The organism is Sphingopyxis yananensis (assembly GCF_020687785.1).
Taxonomy (GTDB): Bacteria; Pseudomonadota; Alphaproteobacteria; order Sphingomonadales; family Sphingomonadaceae; genus Sphingopyxis; species Sphingopyxis yananensis.
Window position 1 is genome coordinate 491,727 of sequence record NZ_JAJEWI010000005.1, and the last position, 21,146, is coordinate 512,872.

Annotated in this window: 19 protein-coding genes; 13 read left to right on the forward strand and 6 right to left on the reverse strand. The window is 57.3% G+C overall.

The annotated features are described in order from the left end of the window. Window positions 1-44: 44 nt before the first annotated feature. On the forward strand, window positions 45-1,118 hold the full coding sequence (queA, locus tag LKO31_RS04890) for a tRNA preQ1(34) S-adenosylmethionine ribosyltransferase-isomerase QueA (RefSeq protein ID WP_227688992.1): 1,074 nt from the start codon (window positions 45-47) through the stop codon (window positions 1,116-1,118). 67 nt (window positions 1,119-1,185) lie between these two features. Beyond that, window positions 1,186-2,316: a tRNA guanosine(34) transglycosylase Tgt gene (gene tgt / locus LKO31_RS04895; protein WP_227688994.1), complete on the forward strand. Its 1,131-nt coding sequence runs from the start codon at window positions 1,186-1,188 to the stop codon at window positions 2,314-2,316. Between the two features lie 164 nt (window positions 2,317-2,480). On the opposite strand, the gene LKO31_RS14950 is transcribed toward tgt, so the two are convergent. Then, on the reverse strand, window positions 2,481-2,570 hold the full coding sequence (locus LKO31_RS14950; protein ID WP_265104536.1) for a NepR family anti-sigma factor: 90 nt from the start codon (window positions 2,568-2,570) through the stop codon (window positions 2,481-2,483). A 289-nt stretch (window positions 2,571-2,859) separates the two neighbouring features. Here LKO31_RS14950 and LKO31_RS04900 point away from each other — a divergent pair, with 289 nt between their 5' ends. The 7 genes from LKO31_RS04900 to xth all read left to right on the forward strand — a co-directional run bounded on the left by LKO31_RS04900 (window position 2,860) and on the right by xth (window position 10,247). Beyond that, on the forward strand, window positions 2,860-3,663 hold the full coding sequence (locus LKO31_RS04900) for a response regulator (RefSeq protein ID WP_227688995.1): 804 nt from the start codon (window positions 2,860-2,862) through the stop codon (window positions 3,661-3,663). 131 nt (window positions 3,664-3,794) lie between these two features. Beyond that, window positions 3,795-6,566, forward strand: coding sequence for a bifunctional [glutamate--ammonia ligase]-adenylyl-L-tyrosine phosphorylase/[glutamate--ammonia-ligase] adenylyltransferase (gene glnE / locus LKO31_RS04905; RefSeq protein ID WP_227688996.1), 2,772 nt, complete (start codon window positions 3,795-3,797; stop codon window positions 6,564-6,566). Window positions 6,567-6,639: 73 nt separating this feature from the next. Continuing rightward, window positions 6,640-7,107, forward strand: coding sequence for a peroxiredoxin (locus tag LKO31_RS04910; RefSeq protein WP_227688998.1), 468 nt, complete (start codon window positions 6,640-6,642; stop codon window positions 7,105-7,107). A 29-nt stretch (window positions 7,108-7,136) separates the two neighbouring features. After that, window positions 7,137-7,961: a ferritin-like domain-containing protein gene (locus LKO31_RS04915; RefSeq protein ID WP_407699244.1), complete on the forward strand. Its 825-nt coding sequence runs from the start codon at window positions 7,137-7,139 to the stop codon at window positions 7,959-7,961. A gap of 247 nt (window positions 7,962-8,208) precedes the next feature. Then, window positions 8,209-8,829 carry a M23 family metallopeptidase gene (locus LKO31_RS04920; protein WP_227688999.1) on the forward strand — a complete coding sequence of 207 codons (621 nt, stop codon included), beginning with the start codon at window positions 8,209-8,211 and terminating at the stop codon, window positions 8,827-8,829. Window positions 8,830-8,965: 136 nt separating this feature from the next. After that, the gene (erpA, locus tag LKO31_RS04925) at window positions 8,966-9,319 is read left to right on the forward strand and encodes an iron-sulfur cluster insertion protein ErpA (protein WP_227689001.1); all 354 of its coding nucleotides are present in this window, start codon (window positions 8,966-8,968) and stop codon (window positions 9,317-9,319) included. A 154-nt stretch (window positions 9,320-9,473) separates the two neighbouring features. Beyond that, window positions 9,474-10,247: an exodeoxyribonuclease III gene (gene xth, locus LKO31_RS04930; RefSeq protein WP_227689585.1), complete on the forward strand. Its 774-nt coding sequence runs from the start codon at window positions 9,474-9,476 to the stop codon at window positions 10,245-10,247. A 133-nt stretch (window positions 10,248-10,380) separates the two neighbouring features. Here xth and LKO31_RS04935 read toward each other — a convergent pair whose 3' ends face one another. Continuing rightward, entirely contained in the window at window positions 10,381-11,550 is a 1,170-nt protein-coding gene (locus LKO31_RS04935; protein WP_227689002.1) for an N-acetyltransferase, read from the reverse strand. Window positions 11,551-11,667: 117 nt separating this feature from the next. On the opposite strand from LKO31_RS04935, the gene LKO31_RS04940 reads away from it, so the two are divergent. Further along, entirely contained in the window at window positions 11,668-12,777 is a 1,110-nt protein-coding gene (locus LKO31_RS04940; RefSeq protein WP_227689003.1) for a fatty acid desaturase family protein, read from the forward strand. A 78-nt stretch (window positions 12,778-12,855) separates the two neighbouring features. Here the strand turns inward: LKO31_RS04940 and lptG are convergent, their stop codons facing one another. Both lptG and lptF read right to left on the reverse strand, forming a co-directional pair. After that, complete coding sequence (gene lptG / locus LKO31_RS04945) at window positions 12,856-13,953, reverse strand: LPS export ABC transporter permease LptG (RefSeq protein WP_227689008.1); 1,098 nt, start codon at window positions 13,951-13,953, stop codon at window positions 12,856-12,858. After that, a complete protein-coding gene (gene lptF, locus LKO31_RS04950; protein ID WP_227689010.1) occupies window positions 13,953-15,158 on the reverse strand; it encodes an LPS export ABC transporter permease LptF in 1,206 nt (401 codons plus the stop codon). The genes lptG and lptF overlap by 1 nt, the downstream gene beginning before the upstream one ends. 121 nt (window positions 15,159-15,279) lie before the next feature. Here lptF and LKO31_RS04955 point away from each other — a divergent pair, with 121 nt between their 5' ends. Genes LKO31_RS04955 through LKO31_RS04965 form a run of 3 tightly spaced genes read left to right on the forward strand, consistent with a single transcriptional unit; the run spans window position 15,280 to window position 17,664 of the window. After that, a complete protein-coding gene (locus tag LKO31_RS04955; RefSeq protein WP_227689012.1) occupies window positions 15,280-15,789 on the forward strand; it encodes a DUF2141 domain-containing protein in 510 nt (169 codons plus the stop codon). Window positions 15,790-15,792: 3 nt separating this feature from the next. Next, window positions 15,793-16,764 (forward strand): diacylglycerol/lipid kinase family protein, encoded by a 972-nt coding sequence (locus LKO31_RS04960; RefSeq protein ID WP_227689014.1) that lies wholly within the window; start codon window positions 15,793-15,795, stop codon window positions 16,762-16,764. Between the two features lie 3 nt (window positions 16,765-16,767). Further along, window positions 16,768-17,664, forward strand: coding sequence for a hypothetical protein (locus LKO31_RS04965; RefSeq protein WP_227689016.1), 897 nt, complete (start codon window positions 16,768-16,770; stop codon window positions 17,662-17,664). Between the two features lie 54 nt (window positions 17,665-17,718). On the opposite strand, the gene LKO31_RS04970 is transcribed toward LKO31_RS04965, so the two are convergent. Together LKO31_RS04970 and spt are read right to left on the reverse strand one after the other, a co-directional pair. Continuing rightward, a complete protein-coding gene (locus LKO31_RS04970) occupies window positions 17,719-19,671 on the reverse strand; it encodes an ATP-binding protein (protein ID WP_227689018.1) in 1,953 nt (650 codons plus the stop codon). A 146-nt stretch (window positions 19,672-19,817) separates the two neighbouring features. Beyond that, a complete protein-coding gene (gene spt / locus LKO31_RS04975; protein ID WP_227689020.1) occupies window positions 19,818-21,020 on the reverse strand; it encodes a serine palmitoyltransferase in 1,203 nt (400 codons plus the stop codon). Between the last annotated feature and the right edge of the window lie 126 nt (window positions 21,021-21,146).

Consider the following 21,146-nt stretch of genomic DNA (forward strand, 5'->3'; position numbering starts at 1 on the left):
CGGCGGGCTATATCCTGATTGTTACAAATTGTTAGAAGATACTCATGCGCGTAGACGCTTTTGATTTCGATTTGCCGCCGCAAAATATTGCCCTGCGCCCCGCCAGCCCCCGCGATTCCGCCCGTATGTTGGTGGCGCATGGCAGGGATATGGCCGATCATATCGTGCGCGACTTGCCCAGCCTGCTGCGCGCGGGCGATTGTTTGGTGTTCAATGACACCCGCGTCATTCCCGCCCAACTCGAAGGCCGCCGTGCTGGCCGCGACGCCAGCGACCCTGCTGCCGCAGGGGCCAAGATTGGCGCGACCTTGCACAAACGCATCGATTTGCGCCGTTGGCAGGCGTTCATTCGCAACGCCAAGAAGTTGCGCGTCGGCGAAGACGTTGATTTTGGCCAAGGCGTGATCGCCTCTGCCGAAGAACGTCTGGCCGATGGCAGCTTCATTTTATTTTTTCATGGCGACGAACCCGTCGAATTGTTGCTCGAACGTGCGGGCACCATGCCGCTGCCGCCCTATATTGCGGGTAAGCGCCCCACCGACGACCAAGACCGTAGCGATTATCAAACCATGTTCGCCCGCGAAGATGGCGCGGTCGCGGCCCCCACAGCGGCGCTGCATTTTACGCCGGACCTGATCAGCGCGCTGCAAGCCGCTGGCATCAAAAGCGAGACGCTGACCCTGCATGTCGGGGCTGGCACCTTCTTGCCGGTCAAGGCGGATGATACCGAAGACCATGTGATGCATGCCGAATGGGGCCGCATCGACGAAGCCACTGCCCAGCGCCTGAATGACGTGCGTGCCAATGGCGGCCGCGTGATTGCGGTGGGCACCACCAGCCTGCGTTTGTTGGAAAGCGCGGCGCGCGAAGACAAGGTGATTATGCCATTTGAAGGCGACACCAGCATTTTCATCACCCCCGGCTATAGCTTTCGCGCGATTGACGGCCTGATGACCAATTTCCACTTGCCCAAATCCACGCTGTTCATGCTGGTGTCGGCCTTGATGGGCTTGGACACAATGCAGGCCATCTATGCCCATGCGATTTCCGACGATTATCGCTTCTACAGCTATGGCGACAGCAGCCTGTTGCTGCCAGCGGGTACAGGGGCGGCCTGAAACAGGCCCAGCGCACCATGTGCCAAAGTCTCGACTTTTTCGGGCTTTGCGCGCATAGGCCGCCGCCATGACTGAAAGATTCGCATTCTCGATTAACGCCACCGATGGCGCGGCGCGTACTGGCGTGATTCACATGCAGCGCGGCGATATTCGCACGCCTGCTTTCATGCCCGTTGGTACCGCTGCGACGGTCAAGGGAATGCGCCCCGCCGAAGTGCGCGCAACGGGCGCGGATATTTTGCTGGGCAACACTTACCATCTGATGCTGCGTCCGACTGCTGAACGCATGGCGCGGCTGGGCGGTTTGCACAAATTCATGGGCTGGGACCGCCCGATCCTGACCGACAGTGGTGGCTATCAGGTCATGAGCCTGTCGGCGCTGACCAAACAAAGCGAAGAGGGTGTCACCTTCAAAAGCCATTTGGATGGCTCGCGCCACATGCTGTCGCCCGAACGCTCGATGGAAATTCAGCGGTTGCTGGGCACCGACATTGTGATGTGCTTTGACGAATGCCCGCCCAATGGCGTGGATGCCAAGCGCGCCGAGGCCAGCATGGATCGGTCGATGCGCTGGGCCAAGCGCAGTCGCGATGCCTTTGATGCGGGCGAAGATCATGCCGCCAAGGCCGCTTTGTTCGGCATTCAACAAGGCTCGCTGGACCAAAAATTGCGCCAGCGCAGCGCCGATGCGCTGATCGACATTGGCTTTGATGGCTATGCCATCGGCGGCCTAGCGGTGGGTGAGGGGCAGGAAGCCATGTTTGGCGTGCTCGATTATGCGCCCCAGCAATTGCCGCAAGACAAGCCGCGTTATTTGATGGGCGTCGGCAAGCCTGACGATTTGGTTGGCGCCGTGGCGCGCGGCGTGGATATGTTCGACTGTGTGCTGCCCACCCGTTCGGGCCGCAATGGCCAAGCCTTCACATGGAATGGCCCGATCAACATTCGCAACGCCAAATATAACGAAGATCAAGGCCCGCTGGATCCGGCTTGCGGATGCCCCGTTTGCCAAACATGGTCGCGCGCCTATTTGCATCATTTGGTGCGGGCGGGCGAAATGCTGGGCGCGATGCTGATGACTCAGCATAATCTGCATTTCTATCAGGATTTGATGCAAGCTATGCGGGACGCCATTGCCGATGGGCAATTTGCTGCGTTCCAGCGCGATTTTGATGCCCGTTATAAGGGTGGGAAATGACGCACGGCTATTGGCGGGGCTAAATTTCATGCGTGCGCCAGCCAAAAAATTTGGCCAGCAAGTCACCTGAAATTTCGTGCCATTCGGCGTGCGGAATATGGTGCGCCTTGCGCCAGCGGCTGTGTCTTTTGATGCCCCAATATAGGAGGTAACGGGCGCGCGGCTCAGTTGAGCTTTTCGAGCAGTTCCAGCATCGATGGCGGAATAAGTTCGTCAACAGCGCTGTCATAGGCTTTACGAAGTGCTGAATTCACGTCCAAAACCTTCCGTGCGGAAGGGGAACGTTCTGCGTCGCCTGGCGAAAGAGGCGGTGCCTTCGGCCTTGTTTCAGGCGGCATAGATATCAGATCCGCTATTCATGGTTATGTTGCTAACAATCGTTCAGACAAAGCGCAATGCCGCTCTACCTGCAAGGGGAAACCTTTTTTTAATTGCATCGTTCCCTTAATATGTAAATTTATGCATGTGTATGAATTAAATTTGTAACTTACTCTCGAAAAGTCGATGATTGTTGGGTCGGTTGATACGGGTTGGAGAATATTTATGTCGTTAGGTCAAGCTATTGCGCCGCATTTGCCTTATTTGCGTCGTTATGGCCGGGCGATTTCTGGTGGCCAAGATCAGGGCGACTTATTGGTTTCGAAGATGTTGGAACAGCTGGTTGCTGATCCCACACAAATCGCCGATCAGTCGGATATTCGCACGCAATTATATCGATTGTTGCACCGTCAGGTGACGCAATTGCACGAATCGATGATATCGGATTTCGCGAGTTCGACGCAGGCCGACACAGCAGAGGCCATTGCGGACGCGCGGCTACGTCAATTGCCGTCCTTGGCGCGCCAAGCGCTGTTGCTGGCTGCGCTTGAGGGCTTTTCTGAAACGGACATCGCCGCCATTATTGAATGCGATATTGCGGATGTCCAAATCTTGCTGAACGACGCCACGGCCGAAATCGACCGCCAAACCCGTGCTCGTATTTTGATTATCGAAGATGAGCCGATCATTGCGATGGATATCGAAATGATCGTGCGGGATTTGGGTCATGATGTGGTGGCTGTGGCAACGACCCATGCCGAAGCGGTCGATGAAGCCAAGCGACACCGTCCATCACTGGTGCTGGCCGACATTCAATTGGCGGACAATAGCAGCGGCATCGAAGCGGTGCAGGAAATTTTGACCGAATTGGACGTGCCGGTGATCTTCATTACCGCCTTCCCCGAACGCCTGCTGACGGGGGACCGCCCAGAACCGGCCTTTTTGCTGACCAAGCCTTATCAACCCGCCACCTTGCGGGCGACGATTGGGCAGGTGCTATTCTTTAATCCGGCAACCATTCCCGCTTGATCGCGGATGGAACGGGCCAAATGGCTCGGTAAATTTATCGATATGAACGGGCTGCTCCACGGCATGTGGGCAGCCCTTTTTCTTATGCCCCGCATCTTGTCATCCGGCGCATCGCACGCGATAGTTTTCGCATGACCGCGTCCACATATTCCGCCGCTCCCCTGCCATCCTCCAGCCATCGGGCCTCGCCAACCCAGGCATTGGCGTCATCCCCAGCCACGCCCGCTGCGCGCCAAAGCGCGGTGGACCGCATTTTTGTCCATGCGCCGTTTTTGCACCGGCTGGCCCAGCTTTATGCACCCGATGTCGAACGATTTTTACAACAAGGCACCGACGCCGCCTTGGCCGCGATAATGCCCTTGCAACCGGACGAAGACGTCATGCGCGGAATGCGGCGTTGGCGCGGCCAAATGGCCTTGTTGCTGGCGCTGGGCGATTTGTCGTGCGAACATGATGTCGGCACGACGACGCGCTTGCTGTCCATTTTCGCCGATCAAGCCTGTGACGCAGCTATAAAAGCCGCCTTTGCAGAACGGGTGCCGGATGCCGAACCTGCGGGCTTGGCGGTGATCGCGCTGGGCAAATTGGGCAGTTATGAACTGAATTATTCGTCCGATATCGACCCGATTCTTATTTTTGATCCCGAAACCATGCCGCGTCGTTCGCGCGACGACCCCAGCGAAGCCGCGGTGCGTATTGGCCGCCGGATGATGGAGATTTTGTCGGCGCGCACGGCGGACGGCCATGTGCTGCGCATGGACCTGCGCCTGCGCCCCAACCCCGAAGTCACGCCAATTGTGCTGACCGAAAATGCCGCGATATCCTATTATGAATCCCATGCTTTGCCGTGGGAACAAGCGGCATTTATTCGGTCCCGCGCTTCGGCGGGGGACAAGTTGGTTGGCGAGCGCTTTATGCAGGCCATCCAACCTTTTATCTGGCGGCGCAGCTTGGATTTTCGCCAGCTCAAAGAAATTGGCGCGATGAGCGACCGTATCCGCGACCATTATGCCCAAGGTCAGGCCTTTGGCGCGGGTTATGATTTGAAACGCGGGCGCGGCGGCATCAGGGAAATTGAATTTTTCACACAGGTTCATCAACTTATCTATGGCGGGCGCGACCTCAGCCTGCGTTTGCCCGCCACCGTCGATGCGCTGGGCGCTTTGGCGCAGGCTGGCCGCGCCGACCCGGCCATTGCGGCGCGCCTGTGCGATCATTATGCCGTGCTGCGCCGCATCGAACATCGCTTGCAAATGATCGATGACCAGCAAACCCATCTGCTGCCCCAACAAGCCGATGCGCTGGACGTGGTGGCGCGCCTCGATGGGCTGGACAGCGGGGCCGACCTGCTGGCCTTGCTTGACCCGATCGTGCAGGATGTTGGCCAGATTTATGATCAATTGATGGCCGAGCAAGGCAGCAGTGCCGGCATGCCGCGTGACAGCGAAGATCTGGCCCAGCGATTGACCGAAGCTGGGTTTGACCCGCCGGAATTTGCCGCCCGCATCATTGCGGATTGGCGCGCTGGCAAGGCACGGGCGCTGCGCAGCCCTGCGGCCATCGACGCGCTGGAAACCATGTTGCCCGCGGTGATCAAGGCGTTGGGGGCCAGCCCCGACCCCGACGCCACTCTGCGCCGCTTCGACAAATTGGTGGCGGGCCTGCCCAGCGCGATTAATTTCTTTCATCTGTTGGCCGCGCAGCCGGCCTTGGCGCGCATCGCAACGCGCATCCTATCGCTGGCCCCGACTTTGGCGGATGCCCTGTCCACGCGGGTGGAGTTGATCGAAGGATTGATTGACCAACGCGCCTTTGCCGCCCCCGCCAGCTATGACGAATTGCTGGCCGAATGGGGGCCGATGTTGAAACGCTTGGATTATGAGCGCTTGCTGGACCGTGTGCGCGACTGGGTGGGGGAACGGCGTTTTGCCTATGGCGCGCAATTGATCGCGGGCGCGACCGACCCGATGGACATTGCAGGCGGCTATGCCGCCTTGGCCGAGGCGGCTTTGCACGTGCTGGCCGACGCGACCATCGCCGAATTTGTCGCCGCCCATGGCCGTGTTCCAGACAGTGAATTGCTGGTTTTGGCGCTGGGCCGCTTTGGCGGACGCGCGCTGACTCATGCGTCGGATTTGGACGTCATCTATCTGTTTACGGGCGATCATTTGGCGGAATCTGATGGGCCGCGTCCTTTGGGCGCGACCACCTATTACAATCGCTTAGCCCAGCGGGTGACAGCGGCCATGTCCGTTCCCACGGCGGCGGGCAAATTATATGATGTCGACACACGTTTGCGGCCCCAAGGGGCGCAGGGGCCATTGGTCGTCAGCCTCGATAGCTTCGAGCGTTATCAACGCGAAGAGGCATGGACATGGGAACATATGGCCTTGCTGCGTGCCCGCGCGGTCTATGGCTCTGCTGCGGCCCGCGCGGCGGTGGAACAGATCATCCACGACTTGCTCAGCGCACCACGTGACCCCGAAAAATTGCGCCGCGACGCGGCGGATATGCGGGTGAAAATGGCGGGGCACAAACCCCCTAAGGGCGCGTTGGATATTAAGGGCGGCAAGGGCGGCTTGGTGGATTTGGAATTTGCCATGCATGTCCAGCAATTGACCACGCTCGAATGCCACACCCCCAATATTGCGGCGGCGCTGCGCTGTTTGAACAGCAAAAATCTGGCCCCCGATGATGTGGTGGCCGCCCATGGATTATTGGCCCGCATGTTGGTGATGCTGCGCCTGACCGCCGACGAAGGGGCGGAACCAACCCCTGCCGCCCGCCAAATGGTGGCCGCCGCGTGCGGGGAGCCGGGCTGGCCGCAATTGCTGCTGGCACATGACGACGCGCGGCAAGTCGTTTCGCGGTGGTGGTCAGCGGTTCGTTCGGCTAAGGGCTGATTAGCCAAAATCGGGCAGAAAAGCTGATCCCATCGCCATTCGACGACCCGATTCTCGAATTTCAGGAGTTGATATGACCGCGCTTGCCATTGGGAACCCAATTCCCGCCGTGACTGTGACCGACGCTGATGGCGCGGCATTGAACCTGTCCAGCCTGTCCGGCGCGCCAGCCATCATCTATTTCTATCCCAAGGCGGACACACCCGGCTGCACGACGGAGGCACAGGATTTCACCGCGCTGGCCGATGAATTCGCCAAATTGGGCGCGCAAGTCATCGCCATTTCGCGCGACCCCGTCACCAAGCTTTGCAAGTTTCGCGACAAATATGGACTGACCGTCCGTCTGGCCAGCGATGAAGACGGCAGCGTGTGCGAAGCCTTTGGAACATGGGTGGAAAAAAAGAATTACGGCAAAACCTATATGGGCATCGAGCGGTCGACATTTTTGTTCGACGCCGCCGGTAATTTGGTCCGCGAATGGCGCAAGGTCCGCGTCAAAGGCCATGCCGATGCGGTGTTAGAAGCGGCCCAGACGCTCTGAATCAAGTCTGACCCAATATGCAGAATAATATGACGGTCGCCGCGCCCATGATGGTGGACGGCAAGCTGCTGTCGACGGTGGGGGAGGCGGCTTTGGCGGTGCTATCCGCCGCCGACCCCGACGAAAAACGCCGCCGTGCGCGGGCCTTGGCGCGCGGCTGGCGGCGGGGCAGCTTGGCCCATGCATTTCCCTGCGCCATGCCCGATCAGCCCGCATGGCCAGACCAACCCATATTACAGCCCCCAGGCCGCATGAAACGGCGCAAATTGGGGTCTGAGCATGGGCGTATCGCCTTGATTCATGCGCTGGCACATATTGAATTTGTGGCGATTGACTTGGCCGCCGATTTAATTGGCCGATTTGGGTCGGAATTCCCGCGCCAATTTTGCGATGATTGGGTGGCCGTGCTGGCCGACGAAGCCATGCATTTCGCCATTTTGAACCGCCGCCTTCACAGCCTTGGCAGCCATTATGGCGCCTTGCCCGCCCATGCCGGATTGTGGGATTCGGCGGCCCACACCAGCGATGATGCCTTGGCGCGTCTGGCCATTGTGCCGATGGTGCTAGAGGCGCGAGGATTAGACGTTACACCCGCCACCATCGAACGGTTTGAGGCGGTGGGCGACAGCGTTACGGCGCGCCTGTTAACCCGAATCTATACCGATGAAATTCGGCATGTGAGCGCGGGCACAATCTGGTTCCAATGGATGTGCGATGAACGGCGAATCCCAGCCATAGAATCATGGCAAAACATCGTAAAACAACGATTTCGGGGCGAGTTGAAACCACCGTTCAACGACTCAGCGCGCCGCCGCGCCGGTTTAACGCAAGATTTCTACGCTCTTATTGCCTGATCGGCATTGCCCCCGCACAACCCAACTCGAGTTCGGGACCAGTCATTTTTGGGGTGGGGTCCTTTAATATCAACAACCGCTGTCCGTGACATCACTTCAGCCTAGCCGCCCAGTTACAGGGCGCCAGTAAAGAGATGAACAGATGGTAAGGACGCGGGGTCATCAGGTGGTAAACACTTTGGTCGCACAAAAGTTGCATTATGGGGCACTCATTCTGGCGGGTCTGATGTCATTGGCATCGGCCCCTATGGCCCACGCTTCCGCCGCTAGCGCAGCCGCCATCGTCGTTCCGGACGAACCGGATGACGAAAGCATCACCCACAATCTTCCGCCTGCGGCGAATGATCAGGGCGCGCTGGCTGCGTTTAACGCATGGAAGCATATGGACACCGGCCTCAGCGCCTCCATGGGGGTAGCGGTTCCATCGCTGCGTCCCATCGAACGCATGTCCTTGTCATCATCCTATGGTATGCGCGTTCACCCGATTACGGGCCGCGCCGCACGCCACAATGGCATCGACATTCCAGCGCCCCGTGGCACCGCCATTTATGCCACCGCTGATGGCATTGTTGGCCGTGCACAATGGTTGGGCGGCTATGGCAATTATGTGGATATCAACCACGGCAACAGCATTGAAACCCGCTATGGTCATATGACCCGCTATACGGTTTCGCCGGGCCAACGCGTCAAGCAAGGCGATATCATCGGTTATGTGGGCTCGACGGGCCGTTCGACCGGAAACCATTTGCATTATGAAGTCCGCATCGAAGGCGCTCCGGTGAATCCGATGCCATTTGTGCAGGCCGATCAAATGGCCATGGCTGCGCTTAGCGGGAAAAAGGTCGCTCGCGGCGGACCCGAAGATTAAGTTACCGATCCATCGATGATCGATTGAAAAAAGCGCAGCGATTTGATCGCGGCGCTTTTTTCATTTCCGGCTTTTCATTTCTGGCTTTTCATTTTTTGGGCCTTTTTATTTGGCCCCGATGACCTATCTTAGGGGCATGTCTGACACCGCTCTTGATCTGGAATCGCCCATCACCTTGTCGCCCGCCGCTGCTGCGCGTGTACGTTGGATTGCCCAGCGCAAGGGGGATACGGACGCTGCGCTGCGCTTGTCGGTTGATGGCGGCGGTTGTTCGGGCTTTTCCTATCGCTTCGGCTTGGCCGAAAGCATCGACGCCGATGATATTGTTACCGAAACAGATGGCGTGAAATTGGTGGTGGACAGCATCAGCATCGATTTGCTGCGCGGTTGCATCGTCGATTTCGTCGATAATTTGGGCGGTTCGGCGTTCAAAGTGGAAAACCCTATGGCCGCCAGCGGTTGTGGCTGTGGGTCCAGCTTTTCGGTCTAAACGCCCCATACTGGCTGATCGGTCGCGCTTCGCCTAGCGCGAAGCCAAACCGTGCGGCCTTGTCGCGGCACGCTGCATATCCTAATCAAGACCAACATAGCGTGGGCATCACCCGCGTCGCTTCTTCCTTATGTGTTGGAAATTTCCTGTGTCCCTGAAAATCGCGACCTTCAATATCAATGGCATCAAAGCGCGTATGCCCCGCCTGATCGAATGGCTGGAGGAAACGCAGCCCGATGTTGTCTGCTGTCAGGAATTAAAATCCAGCGATGAAACCATGCCCACCAAAGAGATTGAGGCAGCGGGCTATGGCTTTCTTTATCATGGGCAAAAGGGGTTCAACGGCGTGGCCATCCTGGCCAAAGGCACCCAGCCCGTTGAGGTTCAGCGTGGTCTGGCCGATGAACCAGAGGATGAGCAGAGCCGCTATTTGGAGGCCGATGTTTTTGGCCTGCGCGTGGCGTCCATCTATCTGCCCAATGGCAACCCGCAACCCGGCCCGAAATTTGACTATAAATTGCGCTGGATGAAGCGCCTGCGCGGCCGGGCACAGCAATTACTGGCCCAAGAAATCCCAACCATTTTGGCAGGCGATTATAATGTTATCCCCCATGCGGATGATATTTGGAGTCCGACCGCGATGCTGGACGACGCGCTGCGCCAACCCGAATCGCGCGACGCTTATTTCCGCTTGCTGGGCGACGGCTGGACCGATGCCATCCGCAGCCGCCATCCCGCTGGCGGCGTGTGGACATTTTGGGATTATCAAGCCGGTGGCTGGCAACGTGACCATGGTTTCCGCATCGACCATCTGCTGCTCAGCCCATCGGTGGCGGACCGTTTGATCGACGCTCAAGTGGATCGCGACTATCGCGGGCGGGAAAAGGCCAGCGATCACACGCCCGTGTGGGCCGAAATTTCCGCCTAACCATGGCTTGGGGGCGGAGGACGCCGCCCCTAGTTCCAGCCTTATTTCTGGCATCAAAAAGGGGCGGTTCCGACAGGGAAGCCGCCCCTTTTGATTTCATGCCATCATAGCCTCATGCCAAGGCTAAGCTGCGTCAGATCAGCGGTTTGTCATACATTTGATATACACGGTTGACCTTGGCCTCAATCGCGTCCGCCACGGCGTTCATGCCTTGGTTATCATCCAGCACCCAGCCAATATCCCCTTCCTGCGCGCCAAATTTGGTGATGCCGTCTTGGCGGATATATTCGATCATCATGAACGCCAAAGTGCTGGCCATACGGCTGTTTTGCAGTCTCTGCACCACACCCATCAACGGCACACGCAGCACCCGTGACTTGGGCTTGCGCAGCCACCACAGCAATTTGGCCCAATTGAACGGGAACAGCGATCCACCCATGTGGATCAGCTTTTCATTCATATTGGGCAGCACAATCATGAAAGCGACAGGTTCGCCGTCGACCTCTGCGATGCGGATCAAATCTTCAAACACCAGCGGTTCTAACTTTTTGCCGACATGGGCGATTTCATCATCGCTCAGGGGAACAAAGCCCCAATTGTCAGCCCATGCGTCGTTCAAAATATTCAAGATGATATGCGCTTCGGCGTCGAAATTGGCCTTCACTACGCGGCGGATGCGGATACGGCTGTTCTTTTCGCCTGCTGACACAATGCGCTGGACGATGGGTGGGAATCCGTCAGTGATGGGTACGCCATAGTTGAACATTTGTTTGACGGGGCGAAAGCCCGCACGTTCAATCCACCCCTGATATTCGCGGCGATTATGGCCCAGCATCACCGTTGGGCTGTTGTCAAAGCCTTGAATGAGCAAACCCGGCTCGTCCCAGATGGACAGCGACAACGGCCCCAATACGCGGGTCATACCTTGATCGCGCAGCCATTGCTCGGCGGCGTCGAACAGGGCGTTGGCGACCGCTTCATCCTCTGCTTCAAACAGGCCGAAATTGCCGGTGTCTGGCCCCATGCCCTGCGCCGCGGGCTGTTGCAGCGCCAGCGTATCGATATGCGCCGATATGCGCCCCACGGCCTTGCCGCCGCGCCGCGCCAGAAAATATTGCGCACGGCCATGGCCGAACCATGGGTTTTTTCCGGGGGTTAACAGGTCCAACGCTTCCCCGCGCAGGGGCGGCACCCAACAAGGATCGTCGCGGTTCAGGCGATAGACCAAATCAACAAATTCACATTTTTCGGATTGGGATTGCACCGGATGAATGGTGATGGGAACTATATTGGGCGCCGCCATAGCTGGTTTCCTGCACAAGATTGCTTATATCTGGCCACGAGCATTAGGGCAAAGTTGGCGCAGTGGCGACCCGCTTTCGGCCATTTTGCTGCCACGAATTTATGGTGAAAGCCGTTCATGAATATCACGGAACCTCTTGTCGAACGATCACCAGCATCGTCTGATGCTGCTCGGACAAAGATCGCCAAAAGCGCCATTGCCGATGATATGGCAATGATCCGCGCGGCGTCGGAATTGACGCGGGACTTGGTCACGCCCAATCCGCGCATCTATTGGACAGATTTTTTGGCCTCCACGGTCATTGGCTATGCGGCGGTTGCGGGCGCGATTTTAGCTCCTACCACTATATGGATGCTGGTGGCGGGCGTCGTGGCTGTGTTGGCGCTTTACCGCGCGGGCAGCTTCATTCACGAACTGACGCATATTCGCAAAAACGCGCTGCCCGGTTTCCGGCTGGCGTGGAACGCGCTGATCGGTGTGCCGATGTTGATCCCGTCTTTCTTGTATGAAGGCATCCACAGCCTGCATCACAACCGCACCAAATATGGCACGGTGGATGACCCCGAATATCTGCCACTGGCCCTGATGAAATGGTGGTCTGTGCCGCTGTTCACGGTAGCGGCGGCCTTGGCACCTTTTGCCTTTTTGCTGCGCTATGCAGTCATCACTCCGCTCAGCTTTCTGATCCCGCCGTTCCGCAAAATGGTGGTGGAGAAATATAGCGGCTTGATCATCAACCCCGAATTTCGCCGCAAAGCCCCCGAAGGCGAATTTCGCCGTCAATGGGCATGGCAAGAAGGCGGCGCATGGATTTGGGCGACGCTGATCATCGCGGCTGGCGTGTTCGGTTGGGTTCCGCTGCGCGCTTTGGTCATTTTTGGCGTCATTGCGTCGGCCAGTTTTGTGCTGAACCAAATCCGCACTTTGGTGGCCCATTTGTGGGAAAATGACGGGGCAGTGCTGACCGTGACTGGCCAGTTCCTCGACAGTGTCAACGTGCCGCCCCCCGGCTTGCTGCCGGAATTATGGGCACCGGTTGGCCTGCGCTACCATGCTTTGCACCATTTGCTGCCGGGTGTGCCCTATCATAATTTGGCCGAGGCGCATCGCCGTCTGAAGGCCGCCTTGCCCGCCGATTCCCAATATCATGCGGCCAATTATGGCGGGCTGCCCAAATTGGTGGTCCAGTTGGTGGCCGGATCGGCCAAGGGGGCAGCGGCCCGCTAAACCCGCCATGTTCGCGAACAAAAAGGGCCGCTCTGTTCCTTCAGAGCGGCCCTTTTATCATCTGCGGAAATATCCGGCTTATTCTTCGGTGCGGATCAAGATCATTTCGCCAATCAAGAAGAAGAGCAAAAATGGCCCCCATGCTGCTAGCAGGGGTGGATAGGCTCCCAAATCCCCCATCGCCAAGGCGAAATTATCCGCCACGAAATAGGCAAAGCCCAGCACCATCCCCAAAATAGCGCGGACATATAGCTTGCCGGATCGCGCCAGACCAAAGGCGGCCACCGCGCCCAATAAAGGCATCAATATGGATGACAAAGGACCCGAAATCTTGTGCCACAGCACAGCTTCTAAGGATGCGACGGGCCGGCCTGCTTGCTTTAATTCGGTGATCGCGCTGCGCAATTCCATAAAGGGTAGGGCGTCTGGGTCGACATTTGACAAGGTGAATTGATCGGGTGCCACGCCTTTGCCCGCCACAATATCGCCCAATTCCGTCATCGTGCCAGCCTTGCGGTCGAAACGCTGGGCATTTTGCAATTGCCAACCGTCCGCCACTGACACGGCGCGATCTGCTGACACCATATAGGCCAGGACGCCGTCTTCGCGCTCGAACACTTGTACGCCGGTCAGCACCACTTGTTGCCCCGATTTGGACACGGTGTCGGCCTTGATCAAATCATCGCCAGCCCGCACCCAGACGTTGTTTCTGATGCCTGTATCGGGCGGTAATTTGGCAAATTGGGCCTTGGTCCACGCCGACAAGGTGGCATTGCTGCGCACGACAATGCGCTCGTTAAACGCAAAGCTGATGCCCGCGACCAACAGAGCGGACAGGAAAAGCGGGGCGAGCACTTGGTGCGCGGACATGCCCGCACCCTTCATAGCGACCACTTCGCTATTTTGGTTCAGCGTCGCCAGCGTCAAAATGGTCCCGAGAAGCACCGAAAATGGTAGAAAGGTCTCGATCAACTGCGGAATCCGCAGCCCGACATAGCGCCAGACATCATTGTCCGTATTGCCCGCCACGGCCAAAATTTTCCCGCTGGTGCCCAGCAAGTCCAGTGTTTGTAAAATCAGCACCAAGGCGAACAAGATCGCAAAGCTGCGCGTCAGGAACAAACGCCCGACATACAGCGCCATGGTGCGGGACGGAAAAAATTTCATGCTTGGCATTATGACTGCGGCCCCCGTTGGAACAGGGTCAAAAGACGGCGGATTTGCCCACCCGCTTTACTGGCCAGACGTTCCAAGACACCAATGGGTTGCCCGCCAGGCACATGCGCGACTTGATAATACATCCATATCCCCAGCGCGGCGAAGAGGAAAAACGGAACCCACAGCGCCAAAATCGGGTCGACCGATCCGCGTGCGCCCAGATCCTCGGCATATTGGTTGATTTTATGCTGTGTGACCAACAGCACGATGGAAATGAAAATGCCCAGCGATGACGTGGATCGTTTGGGCGGAATGGCCAGCGCAATGGCGATGAACGGAATAATGAACATCGACGCGACTTCGACGATCCGGAAATGGAAATTGGACCGTGTTTCCAGCCTTGTTTCGGGGGCTTCCGCTTGGTTTTTGCCCGCCACATATAATTCTGGAATGGTCATTTCACGGTCGGCCCCGCCGCGCGTGCGAAACGCCTCAATCTTGGGCAGCGGAATGGGCAGGTCGTGATTGTCAAAGCTCAGGACGCGGGGCACGCTAAATTTCGGCGATTCATGCACCAAAACGCCATTTTTCAACCGCAAGATGATGGTGTCCGGATCGTCCGTCGCCATAAATTGACCGCCCGCCGCCGTGGCGGACACAGTTTGGCCATCTTTGTTGACCGCGCGCACAAAAATGCCCTGCAAACGGCGGCCGTCGTCAAAGCTTTCTTCGACCCGCAAGGTCATGCGGTCGCCCATTTTGGTGAATTCGCCAACCTTGATCGACGCACCCAGCGCACCGGACCGCAGTTCAAATTGCAACCCTTCATAGGCATAGCGTGCGACCGGCTGAATAAAGCCGACAATCGCCAGATTCAGCGCCGCCAAGGCAATGGCAAAGGCGAAAGGCATCCGCATCAAGCGGCCAAAGCTCATCCCCACGCCTTTTAAAACGTCTAATTCGCTGCTGGTCGCCAATTTGCGAAAAGCCAGCAAAATGCCCAGCATCAAGCCAATGGGAATGGCGAGCGACAAATATTCGGGAATCAAATTGGCGAGCATCCGCCAAACCACGCTGACCGGACCGCCTTCGGTGGCGACAAAGTCAAACAGCCGCAGCATTTTTTCCAAAACGAGCAGCATCGCCGCCAAAGCGAGCGTGCCCAACATCGGGAAAAAGATAAGCCGCGCGATATAGCGGTCGATGGCTGGTATTTTAAACAATCTTTCGTCGTCCCATCACCATGATTTGGCCGCAAATGGTTCCGATATACCGATTCATGGGGATTGATCCCATTTCGGCCCCGATGCCGGAATGGCTATAGCCTCTGGAGGTATATTGGTCATGTTGAAAAATATGTTTTTCACAGGGATCGTTGCGGCAGGTGCCGTAATGGCCATGGCACAGCCGAATATCGCCCATGCCGCGAACGCTGTTGCTGCCTGTGAAAATAATGAATCTGCTATTTTGGTGGATGTCAGCGGTTTCAAAGCGCGCACTGGCACGGTGCGTGTGCAGCTCTATCGTGCGGACAATGATTATCTGGAAAAACGCAAATGGCTGGAACGGATTGACGTTCCTGTATCACGCGCCGGATCGACCAAGGTCTGCCTGCCGGTGAAAACGCCTGGAAATTATGTTGTGTCGGTGCGCCATGATTTGAACGGCAATGGCAAGTCGGATCGCAGCGATGGCGGCGGCCTGTCGGGCAATCCCGACATGAAACTGATGGATTTTATTTCCAAACGCAAACCGCGCCTCAATCAGGTCAGTTTTGCGGTGGGGTCGACCACCAAACATCTTCCTGTGACCCTGAATTATGTTCGCGGTCTTTCTTTTCAGCCGGTGAATTAATCCATGGCCTCTGTCGCCCTTTTGTCCAATCCACGGTCTACGGGCAATCGGTCCTTATTGCCGCAGGTGCGCGAGTATTGCGCCGCGCATCCGGACGTCTTTCACTATGAGGTGGAGGATGTGGGACAGATTGAAAAAGCCATTCGCACGATTGCGATGGTGAAACCGCGCGTGGTGGTGATCAATGGCGGCGACGGAACGGTTCAGGCTGCGTTGACCGAATTATATTGCGGCGACCATTTTGGTGGAAAAACGCCGCCGGTCGCCGTTTTGCCCAATGGAAAAACCAATTTAATCGCCCTGGATTTGGGCGCAGAAGGCGATCCCATTCATGCGCTGGAACGTGTGGTGGAATTGGTGAACAGCGGTGATTTGGAAAATCATGTCATCGAGCGCGAATTGATCGCGCTCGACCGCGATGGTGGCCGTCCGGTGCTGGGTATGTTTTTGGGCGGGGCCTATTTGGCGGACGTCATGCTTTATTGCCGCAACCGCATTTACCCGCTGGGACTGCCCAATGGTTTGTCGCATTTTCTGGCCGCACTTCTGGGCTTAATCTCGATCATTTTTGGCGTTGGTGGTGGCCGTTTGCCGCCCCAGCCAGAACCGCTGACGGTGTCGTTGATCCGCCAAGGGCAATTGCAGGGCAAATTTTCCCTGTTGATTGTCACCACGTTGGAAAAGCTGTTGCTGTCCATTCGCACCAGCGAAGTTTATGGCACCGACGGCCGCATGAAATTGCTGGCGGTTGATCGGAGCGCGGGGGCTTTGTTCCGGATGCTGGGTGCCACATGGCGCGGCACCTTGGGCAAGCATCATCTCGAAGGCGTGCATTTCCAACAAGGCGATGAAATCCGCATCGAGGGTGAACGATCCAGCGTGATCTTGGACGGCGAATTTTTCGAAGCACCGCATGGCAAACCCATTATCCTGACGTCGACGGCACCGGTGCCGTTCTTGCGTCTGGCGGCCTAAGCGGTGGCGGATAACGCCGACGCTGGTGGCTTGAGCAGCCCGCCACGCTTATTGCCACTGGTTCAGGCTGAATTGTCCCAGCCTGTGGATCCACGCGTTCGCGATATGGCAGGGGCGCTTGCGGCCCAATATCGGGGCAGTGCGCGGGCCGTTATGTTTTACGGCAGTTGCCTGCGCGAGTCGAACCTCGATGGTTTGATGCTCGATTTTTATCTGATCATGTCGGATTATGGCGACGCTTATGACAAGGGCTGGATGGCGCTGGCCAACCGGCTGATCCCGCCCAATGTTTTTCCATTTCAACATAATGGATTAATGGCCAAATATGCCGTTCTGAGCGAGGCTGATTTTCACCGCCTGAACGGCAGCGAAACCCGCAACGTGTCGGTATGGGCCCGTTTTGCGCAGCCTTCGCGGCTGGTATGGGCGGTGGATGCCACCGCGCGCACCAACGCCGAACATGCCGTAGCGCGCGCTGCTCCCAGCCTGCTGGCGGCGGCGGGACGCCAACAGGGCGAAGATATGCTGGATTGGTGGCGCCGCGCTTTTTCGCTAACCTATTCGGTCGAATTGCGGGCGGAACGCAAAAGTCGCGGCGCGTCCGTGGTGGACGCCGACCCTGAACGTTATCAGGCCTTTGGGGCGGCAGCAGCGGCGGAAATGCCTGCCGATGCCGTCTCTGGTGGTTGGTCGCGCCGCCGTCTGGAAGGCAAACTGCTCAGCATGTTAAGGCTCGCCAAGGCCAGCTTTACCTATGCGGGCGGTATCGAATATCTGGCATGGAAAATTAACCGCCACGCTGGAACGCAAATTGAATTGAAGCCATGGCAGCGTCGATGGCCCTTGCTGGCGGCGGTAACCTTGGTACCGAAATTGCTGCGTAGTGGGGCTGTGCGCTAATTTTTGCGCTTGGGCTCCCCGTGGTTCCGCCGGCTCCAGCTTGTGGGACCGCGCTTAGGCCGCAAAATGGGCAAGATGGCTGCGGACCGCCTGATCCAGTTCGGCCAGAGTAAAGGGTTTACGCAGCACATGGTCGCGGTCCACGGTTTCAAATCCGCTGGCATCCCCCGCATAGCCTGTGACGAACAATATCCGCTGGTGGGGCCAGCGCTGCTGCACCCGATTGGCCAATTCCGCGCCGGTCATGCCGGGCATCAGCATGTCCGTGATGATCAGGTCAAATGGACCGTCTCTTTCGACCATAGCTTCGGCATCCATCGGGTCGGAACAGGGGACAACAAAATGCCCCAATTCCTGCAAAGACGCTAGGGTCGCGGCCAGCACGCGCGTATCATCTTCGACCAACAAGAGTTTAAATTGTGTGGGCGATGCCCGCACTTGGGTGGCGGATGCCTTTTGCGCGTCATCGTCCAAACCGTCTTCATTGGCCATATTTTGGGCCAGCGGCAAAATCATCGCAATGCTGGTGCCTTCGCCAACGCTGGATTCCACGCGCACTTCACCGCCGGTTTGCCGGCAAAAGGCGAACACTTGGCTCATCCCCAAACCCGTGCCTTGGCCGCTCGGCTTGGTGGTGAAAAATGGGTCGAAAATGCGTTGCAACACATCTTCGCTCATCCCGCAGCCATTATCGATAATTTGAATGGCCAAGGATGCCGCATTTTCTTGTTGATCCAGCACGGTGCGGATGGTTAGCACGCCTGACCCCTGCATGGCATCGCGCCCGTTCACGGCCATGTTTAACAGCGCATTTTCAAATTGATGTCGATCCAGCACGACATGGGCACCCATGGCTTGTAGGTCCAAGGTCAAGGCAATGCCTTCGCCAATGGTGCGCTCCATCAAGGGCGCAAAGGCGGCGATACAGCTATCGACGTCTGTATGCTGTGGACGCGCGGGTTCGGCGCGGGCAAAGGCCAATAAGCGGCGGGTCAAGTCGGCGGCACGGTTCACGCCGTCCATCGCATTGTCCAATTGGCGTTCGGCCTTGGCGGGGTCTTTGGTTAACCAGCGCTGCGCCAATTCCAGACCGCCGATCACCACCGCCAGCATATTGTTGAAATCATGCGCAATGCCGCCGGTTAATTGGCCCACCGCCTCCATCTTTTGGGATTGGCGCAGCCGTTCTTCGGCGGTTTCGCGTTCCTGCATTTCCTTGCGCAGCGCGCTATTGGCTTCGGCCAGTTCCAAGGTACGGCTATAGACCGCCTCTTCCAATTCGCTGGCGCGTTCGCTTTCGGCCCATTGTTCCATTTTGGCGATGCGCCGTTCCCCATTGGCGCGGATTAACGAGAAAACGGCCGCAATCGCCACCACCGCAATGGCCGCACCAATGAGAGAAAACATCCACATGGCGCGGTTCAAGCTGGCGCGGTCCGCCTCTGTGTGGGTGCTGCGTGTGCGCAGTTCGCGTCGTTCCGCCACAATGATCTGGTTGATCAGGCGGTCGATCCGCAGCAAGCTGTCGTCCAAACCAGCGGCATGATATTTGGAAATGGCCGCCAAAGTCTGGTTGTAATTGGCGCTCAAGGCGACATCGAACAGGAATTTTTCCCGTTTATCCAGTTCGCGGCGCAATTCCTCTACGCGGGTCAATTGCTGCGGGTTGTCCCGCAAATCCCGCTGAATTTCATTCAAATAGGCGCGGCCTCGCCGCCATTGCTGGTCGAAAATCAAGCCGTCTTCATTTTCCAGACCCACCGCAAAGCGGCCCAATGCGGCTTCGGCGCGGGATATAGAGGCATCCAGAGCGCGAATTTCGGTGATGACTTCCAGACTTTTTGCCTGAGACGCCAAACTTTCTTGATAATTGCTGTTGGCGCGCACCAGCAACATCACCAGAGCCACGACAATGCCGACCAAAATGGCGGCAAGGCCAACGGTTAACCAAAAACGGTTTTTTTCCCGCCGGTTTTCCTGTTCCAAATATTGTTCATGGATGAACATCGCCCGCAACCTAGGTTAAAATAGATCGAAGGGAAAGCCGTGCTGCACCAATGTCAAAAAGGGGCCGATGGACAGCCCCTTTTTCAATATATCGATTATCCCGTGTATTGGGGCGCGCCGTACCGCCATTTGGGTCCGTGATGGCATCAAGCAATAATGCCGACACGCTTTCCTGCGCGGGTAAAGCGCGCCAAAATTTCACCAACCTGATCGCTGCTATGTTCGGCGCACAGCGAACAGCGCAGCAAGGTCATACCGGCAGGGGTTGCGGGCGGGCGGGCCAAATTCACATAAAGCCCTTCTTCCAACAAAGCTTCCCACATCATCGCGCCGCGTTCCAAGTCTGGCATGATCACCGCGATGATTGCGGAATGGGCTTCTTTGGTGCCCAGTTCAAAACCAGCGTCGGTCAAACCCTTATGCAGCGTCTTGCTATTTTCCCACAAATGCGCGCGCTTGTTGCTGCCATGCATTAATTTGCGGATGCTGGTCGCGGCGGTGGCGACCACGCTGGGCGGCAATGATGCGGTGAAGACATAAGGACGGCATACCAGCCGCATGATTTCAAATTTGGGGTGGTTGGACACGCAGAAACCGCCAACCGTGCCTACGCTCTTGCTAAACGTGCCAATGACGAAATCCACATCATCCAGCACGCCTTGGGCTTCGGCCACGCCGCGCCCATGTTCGCCAATGAAGCCCATGCTATGCGCTTCGTCGACCAGCACCATCGCGCCATATTGCTTGGCAAGCTTGACCATCTTGTCCAACGGCGCAATGTCGCCCAGCATCGAATAGACGCCTTCTAGTACCACCAGCTTGCCCGCATCGGCGGGCAGGCGCTTCAGCCGCTTTTCCAAGGCTTCGATGTCATTGTGGCGAAAGGCGACAATTTCGGCGTCGCCCATTTTGCAGCCATCATAGATGCTGGCATGGCTGTCGATATCCAATATGACATAGTCACCCTTGCCAGCAATGGTCGAAATGATGCCCAGATTGGCTTGATATCCGGTCGAAAACACCATGGCATGATCCATGGCGTAAAATTCTTTCAAGGCCTCTTCGACTTCTTTATGGCCCTGATAGGTGCCGTTCAGCACGCGGCTGCCAGTGGTGCCAGCGCCAAAATCGCGCAGCGCATCTTGGCCCGCTTTGATAACGTCTTCGTCAAACGTCATCCCCATATAATTATAGGTGCCAAGCAAGATCGTCTCGCGCCCATTACAAATGGCGGTGGTGGGCGACAGAACTTTTTCCATCACCAAGCTGAACGGGTCCGTCACGCCGGTATCCAGCAAAGCGCGGCGTTGTTCGATCAAGGGGTCGAATTTGGAAAAAAGGTCAGTCATATTTAGCCTTCTTATGCTGTCCAGCGGGCAGCATGGAATATCTTATGGGAAAAAAGCAAGCCATGCGCGGTGCGGGGTGGACCAGGGTCGGTGGTTCAACCGAATTTGATCCATAGGCCCCGATGC